This window comes from Lachnoclostridium sp. (genome assembly GCF_031997925.1).
Lineage (GTDB): Bacteria > Bacillota > Clostridia > Lachnospirales > Lachnospiraceae > Lachnoclostridium.
In genome coordinates, this window is the sequence record NZ_DAMADT010000002.1 from 216,101 (window position 1) to 230,779 (window position 14,679).

A 14,679-nucleotide genomic window follows, 5' to 3' on the forward strand; every position below is an offset into this window, starting at 1 on the left:
ATTGTGATATGGGTGCAAATGGAACATTCCTCTTCTCTGATGCTGGTTTAAATCAGAATCCAAATGCAGAAGAGTTAGCAGCAATTGCAGGCTCCACAGCAAAGAGTTTTGAACAATTAGTTGGTTCTGAACCTGTTGTAGCTATGCTCTCTCATTCAACAAAGGGCAGCGCAAAGCATGCAGATGTTGATAAGGTTGTAGAAGCAACTAAAATTGCTCAGGAATTATACCCAGAATATAAGATTGATGGTGAGTTCCAGTTAGATGCAGCAATCGTTCCTAGCGTAGGTGCTTCAAAAGCTCCTGACAGCGATATTGCTGGAAAAGCTAATGTATTAATCTTCCCTGATCTTGATGCTGGTAACATTGGATATAAGTTAACACAGCGTCTTGCAAAGGCAGAAGCTTACGGACCATTAACTCAGGGTATTGCAGCTCCAGTAAATGACTTATCCAGAGGATGTTCTTCTGATGATATCGTTGGTGTTGTTGCAATCACTGCAGTTCAGGCACAGAGTAAATAAGAGCAAGTAGCGTAAGCGGATTGTGATTTGACATTAAATTATTATTTCTTAACAGGAAACTACAATTGTTTAGTTGAAGAATAAATAGTATAATATTTATTATACTGGGGGAACGATATAGAAGAACCAATTTTCGGATATATAAAGTTGCCCCGTGATAAATGAATTAAGAACATTATAAGGAGAAATACAATGAAAGTTTTAGTTATTAATTGCGGAAGTTCTTCCCTTAAATACCAGTTAATCGACTCTGTAACAGAACAAGCATTAGCAGTAGGTCTTTGCGAAAGAATCGGTATTGATGGCCGTCTTACTCATAAGTCTGCTGACGGTGAGAAGGTAGTTCTTGAGGATGCACTTCCAAACCATGAGGTTGCTATTAAAAATGTAATTGCTGCTCTTATGAATGAAAATTATGGTGTGATTAAGTCCTTAGATGAAATCAATGCTGTAGGACATAGAGTAGTACATGGTGGTGAGAAATTTGCTCATTCCGTAGTAATCAATGATGAAGTATTAAAGGCAATTGAGGAATGTAACGATCTTGCACCTTTACACAACCCAGCAAACCTTATCGGTATCAATGCATGTAAATCAATTATGCCAAACGTACCTATGGTAGCTGTTTTCGATACTGCATTCCATCAGACAATGCCAAAAGAAGCTTACCTATATGGTATTCCTTTTGAGTACTATGATAAATATAAGGTTAGAAGATATGGTTTCCACGGAACAAGTCACAGCTATGTTTCTAAAAGAGCCATTGAACTTGCTGGCTTAGATGCAAATAACTCAAAAGTTATCGTTTGCCATCTTGGTAATGGTGCATCAATCTCCGCAGTTAAAAATGGTCAGTCTGTAGATACTAGTATGGGTCTTACACCACTTGAAGGTTTAATCATGGGAACAAGAAGTGGTGATCTTGATCCAGCAATTATTGATTTCGTTGCGAAGAAAGAAAACTTATCCTTAGATGAAGTAATGAATATCTTAAATAAGAAATCTGGTGTATTAGGTATGTCCGGAGTATCTTCTGACTTTAGAGATATCGAAGCAGCAGCAAACGAAGGCAATGAGCATGCAAAAGAAGCGTTAGCTGTTTTTGCATATCGTGTTGCTAAGTATGTTGGTTCTTATATCGTAGCTATGAATGGTGTAGATGCCGTTGTATTTACAGCAGGACTTGGTGAGAACGATAAGAACATCAGAGCAGCAGTAAGCTCACACCTTGAGTTCCTTGGTGTATCTTTAGATGCTGAGAAGAATGCTCAAAGAGGTAAGGAAATAATCATCTCTAACCCAGATTCTAAGGTTAAGATTATGGTTATCCCAACAAACGAAGAGTTAGCAATCTGTAGAGAAGTTGTTGAATTAGTGTAGTATATTGTAAATTCCGGTAACCCTTGTAAAAGGGGAGCCGGGATTGTCTATCATAAGAAAAAACGATAATGAAGAGTAAATGTGGTTACACAATTCTGACATTTTATACAGTTAGGAGTTGACAAACCTTTTCCAAGCGTTTATAATACTAACAGTGTGAATTTTTGGGCGCTTACATTATGCGTTTTTTTAGACAGGAGTTACTTATGCTGATACAAATGTCTGAAGTCATGAATGTTCCGAATGGTCTAAAAGAATACACTGCACCGATTGAGTTTGATATTTTCGAATTAAATGGTGTTGGTTATTCTATAACCCATAAAGAACCGGTTAAACTTAGATTAACGAATCTTGGTAACCGAAAGATTCTGGTGGAAGCGAAAACGAATTTAGCGTTAGCCGTTCCTTGCGATCGTTGTTTAAAGGATGTAACAATCCATCAAGACATCGACGTGGCTACAGAGATTGATTTCTCGAAAACAGAGGAACAGCGTACCGAGGATTTAGATGAAACAGATTTTGTTTCCGGATATGATTTAGACGTAGATAAGCTTATCTATGAAGAAGTCTTGATTGGTTTCCCAATGAAGGTTCTGTGCAAAGAAGACTGTGAAGGAATCTGCAAGGTCTGCGGTGCTAACCTAAATGAAGGGGAATGCGGGTGTGACCGTACAGAACTAGACCCAAGAATGTCTGCTATCCGAGATATTTTTAACAAGTTTAAGGAGGTGTAATCAATGGGAGCTATTTGTCCAAAGAATAAACATTCCAAAGCTAGAAGAGATAGTCGTCGTGCAAACTGGAAGATGACTGCTCCAAACTTAGTGAAATGCAGCAAGTGTGGTGCACTTATGATGCCTCATAGAGTTTGTAAAGCTTGTGGATCTTATAATAAGAAAGAGATCATTGCTACAGCTGAATAATTTACTTATGATTTTGTAGTATAATACAAGGATGTTTCAATAATACTTGAGACATCCTTTTTTTCACGTTGCAACCATCGGGTGCACGTTCTCTGCGTAAGTTTAGAGGCTAGGTTCCATGGAACCTAGCCTCGATTTAGGTGCGGAGCTATTTTTTCTAGGCTTACTTTGAGCTGGAGAAAAGCGATTCCATGGATTAAAAGTACGAACGAATGATTTCACTAGCTATCTTATCACTGTGCTGTTCTAACAATTGTTCTGTAACTTCAAAAAATTGTTGCTTTTGTTTCCTTTCCAATCGAAAACTAGGTGTAAACATTGCGTAGGGTTGAGGTAAAAAGTACCCTGTTTTTTTGATATAGCAAGTATCAGGCTTTGCGTTTTGTCGATATTCTTTTTCTACATATTCCCCAACACTTTTATGAACAGCAGTATCTTCTAAAGGAAGATAATAATAGTCTTTGTAATTATCAAAATAGAATTTTAAAGTTCCATGAAAGAGAGCTATGGAGATACGCCCCTCGTTTTCGCTGGCATTTAGAGTAATGGGATATAAACTATCCATAACTTCATAGTTAGATTCTAACGTAAGCGATGTATGGAGTTGGTTATTTATATTAAAGTAAAAGTTCACTGTCATCTCAGTGACATCCCATTTATTTAATGTAATATTCCCTTCAAACAGTTTGACATAGGATAACATCGGTAAGATTCGTGGCAGATTTGAAATATCCTCAGCATTATGGAGGAGCAGCAATTGTCTTAAAATGCCTGAATCGTTTTTTTCTATACTAGGTAGTCCAGAAACAGGAGATACTTGATAATGAGAAGCACCAGATGTGTGCTTTTTTTCATAGGTATAAAGTGCAAGGAATTTAGTGAAGATAGGAATTAAATCACCACCAGAATACTGATCATTACGCTCAACCTTTAAAAAATCTTCTATTGTCTTTAGTTTTAAATTTTTGCTAGGCAATATTTTTTTATAAGGAATTAAATGTTTATAGATGTCAAAACTAATCATATGTTCAAAATTATAAGATAATTGATAAGTAGAGCATTTCTGTAACAAATATGGTATATCAAACCCCGAGCCGTTATAGTGAACTAACAACCGATAGGATTTTAAAAATTCAAAAAAGTTGGTTAAAAGTTCCTTCTCTTCTCTTATATCCTCCATAAACCATTGACGAAGTATGAAAGTAGATTGGTCAAAATAAGCGCACCCGATGAGATAAACATAAGACATCGCAGCGGAAAAACCTGTTGTTTCTATATCAAAAAATAAAATCTCCTGATTTGAGACATGATTAGAGGATAATAATGTTAAGTCATAGTCAAACGATGATTTTATTGGGGTTTCTATAATTTGCATAATACGGCTCCTTTCTCATAGAGTATTGTAGCAAATTCATAGATTAGATTCAATAGAAGGAATGATACCATAAGTGTTGTTTTTAATTTACTTATAATGTAATAAATATTACTTTATGGTATAATAGTGTACGAGAAAAAGCACGCTTTGCGAACTTTTTCTTGTTATGAACAATAGGTAAGTTTGGTAGTGGGAACCAAACGTGATTCTTAAACATAAGTAAGTTTGGATAGGGGATATCTACTTACTACATAGAATGGAGAGTAGGGATGGGGAACGATTTTAAAGACAAAAAGGGGATTGTAAAGAGCTATCTTAGTGGATTTCTACGTGGAGCTGTTGTTGCATTGTTAGTAATGATACAATTCGTTGGGATTGTTTTTCTATCCATATGGCTAAGAGGATATTCTTTCTACATTTATACCGTAATTGAAGTATTAAGTATTATTATAATCTTAAGCTTAATTAATGATAGTAGAAGTCCGTCCTATAAGATAGTATGGATTTGTATTATTTTGGTACTACCTTTAACAGGTCACATTATGTATGCTTTATGGGGGAAATCTGGTTCAAAAAAGAAAATTGAGAAAAAGGTACTTGGAAAACTTCGTCATGGTGCCACGTTTTATGAATATAGTAAAGAGACAATGAAAGAGTTTCAGAGTAGGTATCCAACCAAAACCCGAATGGTGAAATACCTAGAAGCACACACGTTTCCTTTGTATCAAAACAATCAGGTGGATTATTACCCAATGGGTGAGGATACATTTAAAGCAATTATAAAGGATATTGAGGAAGCTAAGAAGTTTATTATGCTTAATTTCTTTATCATTGGTGAAGGAATTCTTTGGAATCAAATTCATGACCTGTTGATTCGAAAGATTTCAGAGGGTGTTGAAGTCATGTTTATGTATGATGATTTCGGTGCGATGCTAAGAACACCAAAGAATTTTAGACGTATCCTTGAGTCTGAGGGGTTTAAAGTTCAGGTATTCAACCCGATTCATAAATATACTGATAAATTATATATGAATTATCGAAGTCACCAAAAAATCATTGTGGTTGATGGGAATATAGGCTATACTGGAGGTATGAATCTTGCTGATGAATATGTAAATCTTGTGGATCGCTTTGGAAGATGGAAGGACAACGCAATTCGTATCGAAGGAGATGCAGTATGGGGTCTAACGGTAACCTTCTTACAGATGTGGGAGGTATGTACGGATAGTACACTTATGGATTATACTCCATATCGTCCAACAAAAATATTTCCAAAGAACCAGGTGTTTTGTCAGGTTATGTCTGATGGTCCTGCAAATAATCCACAGAATCCAATTGAGTCGTTTTATAAGCAGATGATTCATTATTCAAAAAAGTATCTGTATGTAACAACTCCTTATCTGGTATTAGAACCTGATATGCAGGAGTCGTTAGTGGCTGCAGCGCAAAGCGGAGTTGATGTCCGTATTATTACTCCACACATTCCAGATAAAAAGAGTGTTAAGATCGTTACGAATTATAATTATGGGAAACTGCTAGAGGCTGGAATAAGAATTTATGAGTATCTACCTGGATTTATTCATGCGAAGACTATTATAAATGAAGATTGTGGTATTGTAGGGACTATAAATATGGATTATCGTAGCTTTTATTTGCATTATGAATGTGGTGTTTTTATGTGTAATAGCGATGTTATTTCTACCATCAAAGAGGACTTGCTTAAAACTATGGAAGAGTGCCGTGAGGTAACATATAAGGAATGGAAAAATCGTCCTTGGCATACGAAATTAGTGCAGCAGATACTAAATTTATTCGCTACATTAATGTAGAAGGAGATAAGAATTATCATGGATTTATGTATGTGCCGACACTGCCATAAGATTTTTTGGCATCGAATGAAAAAAAGTGTTTGTGAGGAGTGTAAAGTAATTGATGACAAGTTATTTGAAAAAATCGAGAAATATTTATTGGAATATCCAAATAGTAATGCACTCCAAATAGCGGAAGCACTTAAAATACAACCGTTTAAGGTAATTTCCTTTATAGATGAAGGTCGGTTAACTATGGTTGAAGGAGAATTTGAACAGTTAAATGATTAAGATAAGAAATATACTTTTCATCTGGGAATTTGAGCTGGTGCAAAGGATGGTCATTGTTAGAAAATAGGGCACTAGAATGGATGATAGAATGAGAGGAATGAATGTTAGCATTTGTACAAGGCGAATTAGCTGAGGTTAAAGAAAATTATGTTGTCGTAGACAACCATGGAATGGGGTATGAGATTTTTATTCCACATACGGTCCATTCTCATTTGCCTGCGATTGGAGATAAAGTGAAATTTCATACGTATCTTCAGGTAAGGGAAGATGGCATGGCGCTGTTTGGTTTTATAAATCGTGAAGATTTAGCTATGTTTAAATTGCTGATTACAGTAAATGGTATTGGTCCAAAAGGTGCAATAGGAATCTTATCAGCGATATCAACCGATGATTTACGTTTTGCTGTGTTAGCAGAAGATGTGAAGGCTATCTCAAAAGCACCGGGGATTGGAGCAAAGACTGCAAGTAAATTGATTTTAGAATTAAAGGATAAGTTTAAGTTAGATGATGCTTTTGAAGCTAGTTTCCAGTCAAATCAGATGGTATCTAGTGGAGGCAAGGGCAATAATGATGGAATTCGAGAGGAAGCCGTCCAAGCATTGGTAGCCCTCGGATATTCTGCTACGGACGCTCTTAAGGCTGTTAAGGCAGTAGAAATTACATCAAATATGACGTCAGAGGATGTGCTTAAGTTAAGTTTGCGCAATTTTTAATAGACGGATAGAGGTACACTATGGTAAAGAGAATGATAACAACTGAGCTGATGGAGGAGGACGTTAAGTTAGAAAGTAGCCTTCGTCCCCAGATGCTCGAGGACTATATCGGACAAAAAAAGGCAAAGGAGAATCTAAAGGTATACATAGAGGCTGCGAAACAAAGAAAGGAGTCTTTAGATCATGTATTATTCTTTGGACCTCCTGGGCTAGGTAAAACAACATTAGCTGGTATTATAGCAAATGAAATGGGTGTTAATTTAAAAACTACAGCTGGACCGGCAATTGAAAAACCAGGAGATATGGCAGCAATTTTAAACAATCTTCAAGAGGGAGATGTTTTATTTATCGATGAAATTCACCGTTTGAATCGACAGGTGGAGGAGTTATTATATCCTGCGATGGAGGATTACGTCATCGATATTGTAATTGGAAAAGGTGCAACTGCAAAATCGATACGTTTGGACTTACCTAGATTTACGTTAGTTGGTGCAACAACTAGAGCTGGCATGTTAACAGCTCCGCTTCGTGACCGTTTCGGTGTGGTCAATCGTTTGGAGTTTTATACAACGGAGGAATTAAAACAGATAATTACTCGTTCTGCGAAGGTGTTACAGGTTGAGATCGATGATTGTGGTGCTACAGAACTTGCAAGGCGTTCTCGTGGAACTCCAAGATTAGCAAATCGATTATTAAAGAGAGTTAGGGATTTTGCTCAAGTAAAATATGACGGACGTATTACCGAAGAGGTGGCACGTTTTGCACTTGATATATTAGAAGTGGACAAGTTGGGGTTAGATCATATTGATCGTCAGATTTTAGTTACGATGATTGAAAAATTCTCTGGTGGTCCAGTTGGAATTGATGCAATTGCTACGACAATTGGAGAAGATTCTGGTACGATTGAAGAGGTTTACGAGCCATACTTGGTCCAGAATGGATTAATCCTTCGTACACCACGTGGAAGAGTTGTGACGCAGGAAGCTTATTTACATTGTGGTTTACCGTATGAAAATAAGGAATTATAAAGAAAGCTATTGTCAAGCAATCGACTTATGCGTATAATTAGGATATTGGATTAGGTTCCAATATCACACATTTGCTTATGAAATCAGCTACCAAAGATAATTAATCTGAGTTTGCCAGACGTATAAGAATTATTTATGATTCTAGAAAAGAGGACGGTATGAACAAGAGGACGGATATTGAGGTAATTATTAATAACAAACGATACACTCTCAGAGGGTATGAGAGTGAAGAATATTTACAAAAAGTAGCGACTTATATTAATAATAAATATGCGGAATTTAAAAAACAGGATTTTTACCGTTCGCTTGATACTGAGATGAGAAATGTGCTGATGAATATTAACATTGCAGATGATTTTTTTAAATTAAAAAAGCAGGAACAACAGATAGAAGCAGAATCAGATAAAAAGAGCGAAGAAATCTTTGACTTAAAGCATGAGATTATTTTGTTACAGACGAAACTTGAGAGTGCTCAGAATGAATTGGCAGCGACAAAATCGGAGTACTTAGAAGAACAAAAAAAGGTGATTCGTCTAGAAACAGAACTTAATGAGAGTAGAAAAAATAGATAACATAATAAAACTTATTAGAATTAGGCTGTCATCTCATTGACGGCCTTTTCTTTCTTTACAGAAATGAGGTTATGAATGAAAAAAGTAGAAATATTGGCACCTGCGGGTTCTGTAGAAAGCATGAGAGCAGCGATCAATGCTGGCTGTGATGCTGTATACATCGGTGGCATGAAATTTGGTGCAAGAGCTTATGCAAATAATCTTACGGAAGATGTGCTGTTAGATGCAATTGATTATGCGCATGTGAGAGGGAAGCAACTTTATCTAACAGTAAATACATTACTAAAACAGGAGGAATTAGAAGATTCCTTATATGAATATATTCGAAAGTACTATGAACATGGTTTAGATGCAGTAATTGTACAGGATGTTGGAGTTATGAGGTTTATTCATGAAAATTTTCCAGACCTTCCGATCCATGCTAGTACCCAGATGACATTAACCATGGCACAGGGGGCTGAAGTACTAAAGGAGTATGGTGTAACCCGTATGGTTACATCAAGAGAGCTTGATTTAAAGGAGATAAAACGAATTCGAGAAACAACATCACTTGAGATAGAATCCTTTGTTCATGGAGCACTTTGCTATTGCTATTCTGGTCAATGTTTTATGAGTAGCATGATTGGTGGGCGAAGCGGTAACAGAGGTCGTTGTGCACAACCTTGTCGTATGGAATATCGAGTATCCGAACAAGGAAAACGTGTATCAAGTTCCGAGGAGAGTTATATCTTAAGTCCTAAGGACATGTGCACTCTTTCTAATGTAGCAGATTTAATGGATTCAGGAATCGATTCCTTTAAAATTGAAGGCCGTATGAAACGATACGAGTATAGTGCAGGTGTCGTGGAAGCATATCGAAGAGAAATTGATCGCTATCTTGAACTGGGTTCTATTAAGTATAGAGAATTTCATAAAAACAATCCTAAAGTACTAAGAGATGAAATGCTTCGTTTACAGGATTTATATAACCGTGGTGGTTTTAATCAGGGATATTACAACTCCCATAACGGTAAAGAAATGATGTCAATGCATCGCCCTAATCACAGTGGTGTCTTAGTTGGTAGTGTAAAATCAAAAAAAGGTATTCAAGCAGAAATTCTATTAAAAGAGGATGTAAATGCACAAGATATCTTAGAATTTCGTAATTCAGGAGAAAAAACCTATGATTTTACGGTAAAGGACGGGGTAGGGAAAGGTCATATTCTAACTACCAATGTGAAGCCTGGAAGTAAAATAGAGATTGGTGATGAGGTTTACCGTACCAAGAATGAGGCATTGCTATCAGAATTATCGGAGAAATACTATGACACTGACAAGAAAGTCCTAGCTTATGGAAGTTTTTATGCAAAGGTTGGAGAACCAATGAGTTTCACTGTTTGGGCAGATATTTCAAGCGATAGTTTAGCGGATAAGACGGAACCGATTACGATTACCGAATATGGTGAGATTGTAATGGAAGCTAAGAACCAACCGATGTCGGAAGAAAATATCAGGGAAAAATTAATGAAGACCAAGGATACACCGTTTGAGTTTGATAACCTTACGATATACTTGGAGGGAAATGTATTTTTACCCGTTAGTAAGCTAAATGAACTTCGAAGAACTGCTCTTATACAGTTAGAAGAAGCAATGGCATCTGCTTTTCGACGTGAAGTTGGGGATCATTCGAACAATCAAGTAGACAAATTATCAGAACTGGTTGATTCAGAAACCATGGATCAAATTGGAACAGTAGAAACCATGGATCAAATTGGAACAATAGAAACTAAGAATCAAATTGGAACAACAGAAACTAAGAATCAAATTGGAACAACAGAAACTAGGGATCATATTGGATTAATAACAACCATTCGAAACAAAAATCAGCTATCTCCAGTATTGGATTGTCCAGAGGTACAAATCGTGTATCTTGATCTAGCGGAGCTTTCAAGGAAAGAATTGCCGAATTTAGTTGCTAGGTGCAAAGAGAGAGGAAAAATAGTATATCTTTTACTTCCACATATTATGAGAGCACCCACATATGATGAATATTTAAAGAATAAAGAGTTGTGGATGGTCGATACTATAGATGGGTATGTGATTAAAAACTTTGAAGAACTTTACCTTCTTCGAACCGAACTAAAAACGAGCAAAGAAATCCGTTTGGATTATAATATGTATGTATTAAATCATGAAGCAGAGAAGTTTTATCAAGATCTTGGAATCAATAATTTTACTGCATCTATTGAACTTAATCAATCAGAGTTAATAAAATTAGGTTGTAAGAATTTTGATCTTTTGGTGTATGGATATTTACCGCTTATGGTTTCTGCACAATGTGTTAGAAAGAATACAACAGAATGTAAACCGGGAAATCTAAACCAACCTGCCATTCTGGAAGACCGTATGCATATGAAGTTTCGTGTGAAAACTAATTGTAACTACTGTTATAATACCATTTACAATTCGAAGTGTTTATCGTTACTGTCTAGTCAATCTGAAGTATTATCTCTGGCACCAAAGAGTCTTAGACTCGATTTTACATTTGAGGATGAGAATGAAGTAGCCAAGGTATTAAGGCAATTCGTTCGTGTTTATTGTTATGGAGAATCAGGAAGTTTACCAGGTGAGGAGTATTCCAAAGGGCATTTTAAACGAGGTATCCTATAAGAAGTCCTCGGCATAAACTTCCAACCTACTGAGAATGCGTGTTTTTAAGAAAACGGATATTTGAGTCTGCGTTGTCCTCGTCGCAAATGTCCAGCCTACGATCAGAAATGATTTCAGGTGCAAAGTGTAGCGTAGAAATGAGGTACTATGACCAATATAATAGTTGAAATAACGAAATATTCGCTTATTCTTTTAATGACTTTCTATACATTCTTAAGTTTTCGCGTGTTAGTCATGAAGAATACGAAAGCAAGAGAAAGTCGATATAGGATGATGAGCTTGTTAATGTATCTAATGCATGGAGTTAGCTTTATTACACTTTACATTACCAGTAACAATATCGAGATCATTTTTTTATATTTGACGCAATTAATTGTATTTATCATTACAGGTTTATTGTATAAGACGAGCTACAAGCGAATGTCGCAGTTAGTTTATCGAAATATGATGACATTATTAATGTTTGGTTTTGTAATGATTACCAGATTATCTTTTCAAAAGGGAGTAAGGCAGTTTATAATCGCAAGCATTGCGCTAGCAGTATGCTTGGTAGTTCCTATGTTAATTGACCGCGTTCAGTTATGGGGGAAATTATCCTTCCTCTATGGATTTGCCGGTTTAGCAATATTATTATTTGTTCTTTTCTTCGGTGATGTTGTTTATGGTGCGAAAAACTGGATTATTATTGGTAATTTTCGTTTCCAACCCTCGGAGTTTGTGAAGATTTTATTTATTTTCTTTGTTGCTTCTGTGTTAAGTAAGCGGCATGATTTTAAGCGAGTTGTATTTGTAACTATCCTTGCTGCAGCTCATGTTTTAGTACTAGTATTGGAAAAGGATTTGGGCGGTGCACTGTTATTTTTCTTTACTTATATAATTATGCTTTATTGTGCAACCGGAAAATTGTTTTACTTAGTTTCAGGGCTATCCTTCGGTGCTCTGGCATCGGTGGTTGCTTATCAGATGTTTAGTCATGTTCGTGTTCGTGTCACGGCCTTCTTAGATCCATTTGCGGTGATAGAAAAGGAAGGGTATCAGGTGGCACAGTCCTTATTTGCCATTGGTACCGGTGGATTTACTGGTATGGGGTTAAACATGGGGTTACCTACCAGTATTCCGGTAGCGGAAAGTGACTTTATCTTCTCTGCATTATCAGAGGAGTTTGGTGCAATTATAGGAATTTGCTTAATATTAATATGTTTAAGCTGTTTTATTATGTTTGTTAATATCAGCGTGAAGTTTGAAAATCCATTTTATAAATTGACAGCACTAGGTTTAAGTACAATGTATATTTCACAGGTATTTTTAAATATCGGTGGTGCAATCAAATGTATTCCATCCACTGGTGTAACGTTACCGCTTGTTAGCTACGGTGGCTCTTCTGTAATTAGCAGTATCATTGTGTTCAGTATTATACAGGGTATGTATGTTCTTCACATGAGAAGTGAGGAGGAGCTTAAGAGAGCTCAGGAAATGATGGCGAGGCGTCTTGCAAAGCGTAAACTTGCTTCAGAGAGAAAAAGGGAACAGGAAAAATTAAGTAGTAAGAGTAGTAAAAAAGAATCTTCTACTGAAAATTCCGAAAAAAACACATCAAAGGTTACTAGAAGTCGTTCCACTAATAAAGAAGATAATCAAGGAGCAGAAGTTAATGTAGTGTATCGAGATAAAAAGGCTTACAATCGATCGATATACAGTTTAACTTATATTTTTTCCTTTCTTTTATTTTTGGTCATCGGGTATTATAGCTATTTCCTAGTAGCGCAAGGTAAAACAGTTGTCAATAACGCTTATAATAAACGTCAGGACTTATTAGCCCAGCAAATTGAGCAAGGAAAGATTTTATCTTCCGATGGCGCTGTGCTTGCTCAGACGATTACGAATGATGCTGGAGAGGATATCCGCGTTTATCCATATGGTAATGTATTTTCTCATGCCGTAGGGCGTGTTTTACATGGAAGAACAGGAATTGAGCAATCAGAGAGTTTTACCATGTTAACCTCAAGTGTCAGTGGATTTGGTAAGTTAACAAATACACTAAATGGTGTGAAAACCGCTGGAGATAATGTTGTATCAACCTTAAATGCAAAACTACAGCAAGTGGCATATGATGCACTTGGAGATTATCGAGGAGCAGTCGTAGTATTAGAGCCATCTACAGGAAAAATTCTAGCGATGGTATCAAAACCCGACTATAATCCGAATACGATTACAGAGAAGTGGGAGAGCTTAAATAAGGATCAGGCCTCACCATTATTAAATCGTGCAACGCAAGGACTATATCCTCCTGGTTCAACATTTAAGATACTAACCACACTTGAATACATGAGAGAGAATCCGAATTATGAAGATTACAGGTATCAATGCAAGAGCGAAGATCGAATTAACCATGTTACCATCCATTGTGCCAATGGTTCTAGTCATGGGAAAGAAAATCTGAAGGAATCTTTTGCAAATTCATGTAATACGTCATTTGCTAACCTTGGCAGTAGTTTAAATATGGATTCGTTCCGTAATTTTTGTGAATCCATGTTATTCAATAAGACACTTCCGACTTCTTTTAAGACTGCACAAAGCAGCTTTGTCTTAAATGGTCAGAGTGATCCAAATGATTTTCCTCAGACAGTGATAGGTCTAGGGAAAACACAGATTTCTCCTCTTCATAATGCAATGATTGCAGCGACTGTTGCAAATGGCGGTCTAATGATGAAACCATATTTAGTAGACCGAGTTGAAACTTTTGACGGCCGTATTGTAAAGAGATATAATCCAGACAGTTATGGTCAAGTTATCTCGAAAAAAGAAGCTGATATCCTATCGGATTATATGAAGGAAGTTGTGAAAAATGGTACTGGTACAAGATTATCCGGTATGAAAGTCAGTGTAGCTGGAAAAACTGGTACAGCCGATTATGAAATAGGAAAACCTTCTCATGCTTGGTTTGTTGGATTTGCTCCAGTTGAAAATCCTCAGATAGCAATTAGTGTAATCGTAGAAAGTTCTGGAACTGGTAGTAGGTATGCGGTACCAGTTGCTAAGAAGATAATTGAGGCTTATTTTAAGTAAGTTGATTTTGTATTTAAGTAGGTATTACTATACTAATATATACTTAAATTTGCACTAGAAACACTGATGTATGTTGATTTAGATTGGTTAAATGCAGTGTTTATCATGGAACAAGAAGATATGCAGAATATATAAGTTGAACTAAGTTTCCTATACTGTTTCAGGTGTAAAGATGCCATATACGCAAGCATTATCACACCTGAAACATCAAAAGACTAAAGTTTGACATAGATAGGATGAATTGTTAAAAAAAGCTACATCAGTATTTTTCTAGTTGAGAAATAGTATTGAAATCATTGCATAAATGTTGTATACTATGTATAAATCGTCCATGTTAAAATCATGCTTTT

Annotated in this window: 12 protein-coding genes; 11 read left to right on the plus strand and 1 reads right to left on the minus strand. The window is 36.2% G+C overall.

Annotated features, from left to right (window positions below; all coding sequences use genetic code 11):
* The 4 genes from RTP52_RS02550 to rpmF all read left to right on the plus strand — a co-directional run.
* Positions 1–524: phosphate acyltransferase (locus tag RTP52_RS02550; RefSeq protein ID WP_312369024.1), on the plus strand; the 524-nt coding region annotated here is incomplete at its 5' end.
* Positions 525–716: 192 nt separating this feature from the next.
* Positions 717–1,904 carry an acetate/propionate family kinase gene (locus RTP52_RS02555; protein WP_312102251.1) on the plus strand — a complete coding sequence of 396 codons (1,188 nt, stop codon included), beginning with the start codon at positions 717–719 and terminating at the stop codon, positions 1,902–1,904.
* 206 nt (positions 1,905–2,110) lie between these two features.
* Entirely contained in the window at positions 2,111–2,638 is a 528-nt protein-coding gene (locus RTP52_RS02560) for a YceD family protein (protein ID WP_312102253.1), read from the plus strand.
* A gap of 3 nt (positions 2,639–2,641) precedes the next feature.
* Positions 2,642–2,827 carry a 50S ribosomal protein L32 gene (rpmF, locus tag RTP52_RS02565; RefSeq protein WP_012199359.1) on the plus strand — a complete coding sequence of 62 codons (186 nt, stop codon included), beginning with the start codon at positions 2,642–2,644 and terminating at the stop codon, positions 2,825–2,827.
* 196 nt (positions 2,828–3,023) lie between these two features.
* Here rpmF and RTP52_RS02570 read toward each other — a convergent pair whose 3' ends face one another.
* Entirely contained in the window at positions 3,024–4,202 is a 1,179-nt protein-coding gene (locus RTP52_RS02570; protein WP_312369027.1) for a ribonuclease H-like domain-containing protein, read from the minus strand.
* 269 nt (positions 4,203–4,471) lie between these two features.
* Between RTP52_RS02570 and cls the strand changes: the two genes are divergently transcribed.
* The 7 genes from cls (at position 4,472) to RTP52_RS02605 (ending at position 14,329) form a co-directional block, all read left to right on the plus strand.
* Positions 4,472–6,031 carry a cardiolipin synthase gene (cls, locus tag RTP52_RS02575; protein WP_312369029.1) on the plus strand — a complete coding sequence of 520 codons (1,560 nt, stop codon included), beginning with the start codon at positions 4,472–4,474 and terminating at the stop codon, positions 6,029–6,031.
* 18 nt (positions 6,032–6,049) lie between these two features.
* Positions 6,050–6,301: a hypothetical protein gene (locus tag RTP52_RS02580; RefSeq protein WP_312102267.1), complete on the plus strand. Its 252-nt coding sequence runs from the start codon at positions 6,050–6,052 to the stop codon at positions 6,299–6,301.
* Between the two features lie 101 nt (positions 6,302–6,402).
* Positions 6,403–7,014: a Holliday junction branch migration protein RuvA gene (gene ruvA, locus RTP52_RS02585; protein ID WP_312369030.1), complete on the plus strand. Its 612-nt coding sequence runs from the start codon at positions 6,403–6,405 to the stop codon at positions 7,012–7,014.
* 20 nt (positions 7,015–7,034) lie between these two features.
* Positions 7,035–8,042: a Holliday junction branch migration DNA helicase RuvB gene (gene ruvB, locus RTP52_RS02590; RefSeq protein ID WP_312369032.1), complete on the plus strand. Its 1,008-nt coding sequence runs from the start codon at positions 7,035–7,037 to the stop codon at positions 8,040–8,042.
* 158 nt (positions 8,043–8,200) lie between these two features.
* On the plus strand, positions 8,201–8,614 hold the full coding sequence (locus RTP52_RS02595) for a cell division protein ZapA (protein WP_312102274.1): 414 nt from the start codon (positions 8,201–8,203) through the stop codon (positions 8,612–8,614).
* 75 nt (positions 8,615–8,689) lie between these two features.
* Positions 8,690–11,263, plus strand: a complete 2,574-nt coding sequence (locus tag RTP52_RS02600; protein ID WP_312369034.1) for a U32 family peptidase — start codon at positions 8,690–8,692, stop codon at positions 11,261–11,263.
* A 147-nt stretch (positions 11,264–11,410) separates the two neighbouring features.
* Positions 11,411–14,329, plus strand: a complete 2,919-nt coding sequence (locus RTP52_RS02605; protein WP_312369036.1) for an FtsW/RodA/SpoVE family cell cycle protein — start codon at positions 11,411–11,413, stop codon at positions 14,327–14,329.
* Positions 14,330–14,679: the final 350 nt, after the last annotated feature.

Excerpts from the sequence above, each read along its gene's own strand:
- RTP52_RS02555 (WP_312102251.1), top strand. The coding sequence starts at position 717 with ATGAAAGTTTTAGTTATTAATTGCGGAAGTTCTTCCCTTAAATACCAG.
- RTP52_RS02560 (WP_312102253.1), top strand. The coding sequence starts at position 2,111 with ATGCTGATACAAATGTCTGAAGTCATGAATGTTCCGAATGGTCTAAAA.
- rpmF (WP_012199359.1), top strand. The coding sequence starts at position 2,642 with ATGGGAGCTATTTGTCCAAAGAATAAACATTCCAAAGCTAGAAGAGAT.
- RTP52_RS02570 (WP_312369027.1), bottom strand. The coding sequence starts at position 4,202 with ATGCAAATTATAGAAACCCCAATAAAATCATCGTTTGACTATGACTTA.
- cls (WP_312369029.1), top strand. The coding sequence starts at position 4,472 with ATGGGGAACGATTTTAAAGACAAAAAGGGGATTGTAAAGAGCTATCTT.
- RTP52_RS02580 (WP_312102267.1), top strand. The coding sequence starts at position 6,050 with ATGGATTTATGTATGTGCCGACACTGCCATAAGATTTTTTGGCATCGA.
- ruvA (WP_312369030.1), top strand. The coding sequence starts at position 6,403 with ATGTTAGCATTTGTACAAGGCGAATTAGCTGAGGTTAAAGAAAATTAT.
- ruvB (WP_312369032.1), top strand. The coding sequence starts at position 7,035 with ATGGTAAAGAGAATGATAACAACTGAGCTGATGGAGGAGGACGTTAAG.
- RTP52_RS02595 (WP_312102274.1), top strand. The coding sequence starts at position 8,201 with ATGAACAAGAGGACGGATATTGAGGTAATTATTAATAACAAACGATAC.
- RTP52_RS02600 (WP_312369034.1), top strand. The coding sequence starts at position 8,690 with ATGAAAAAAGTAGAAATATTGGCACCTGCGGGTTCTGTAGAAAGCATG.
- RTP52_RS02605 (WP_312369036.1), top strand. The coding sequence starts at position 11,411 with ATGACCAATATAATAGTTGAAATAACGAAATATTCGCTTATTCTTTTA.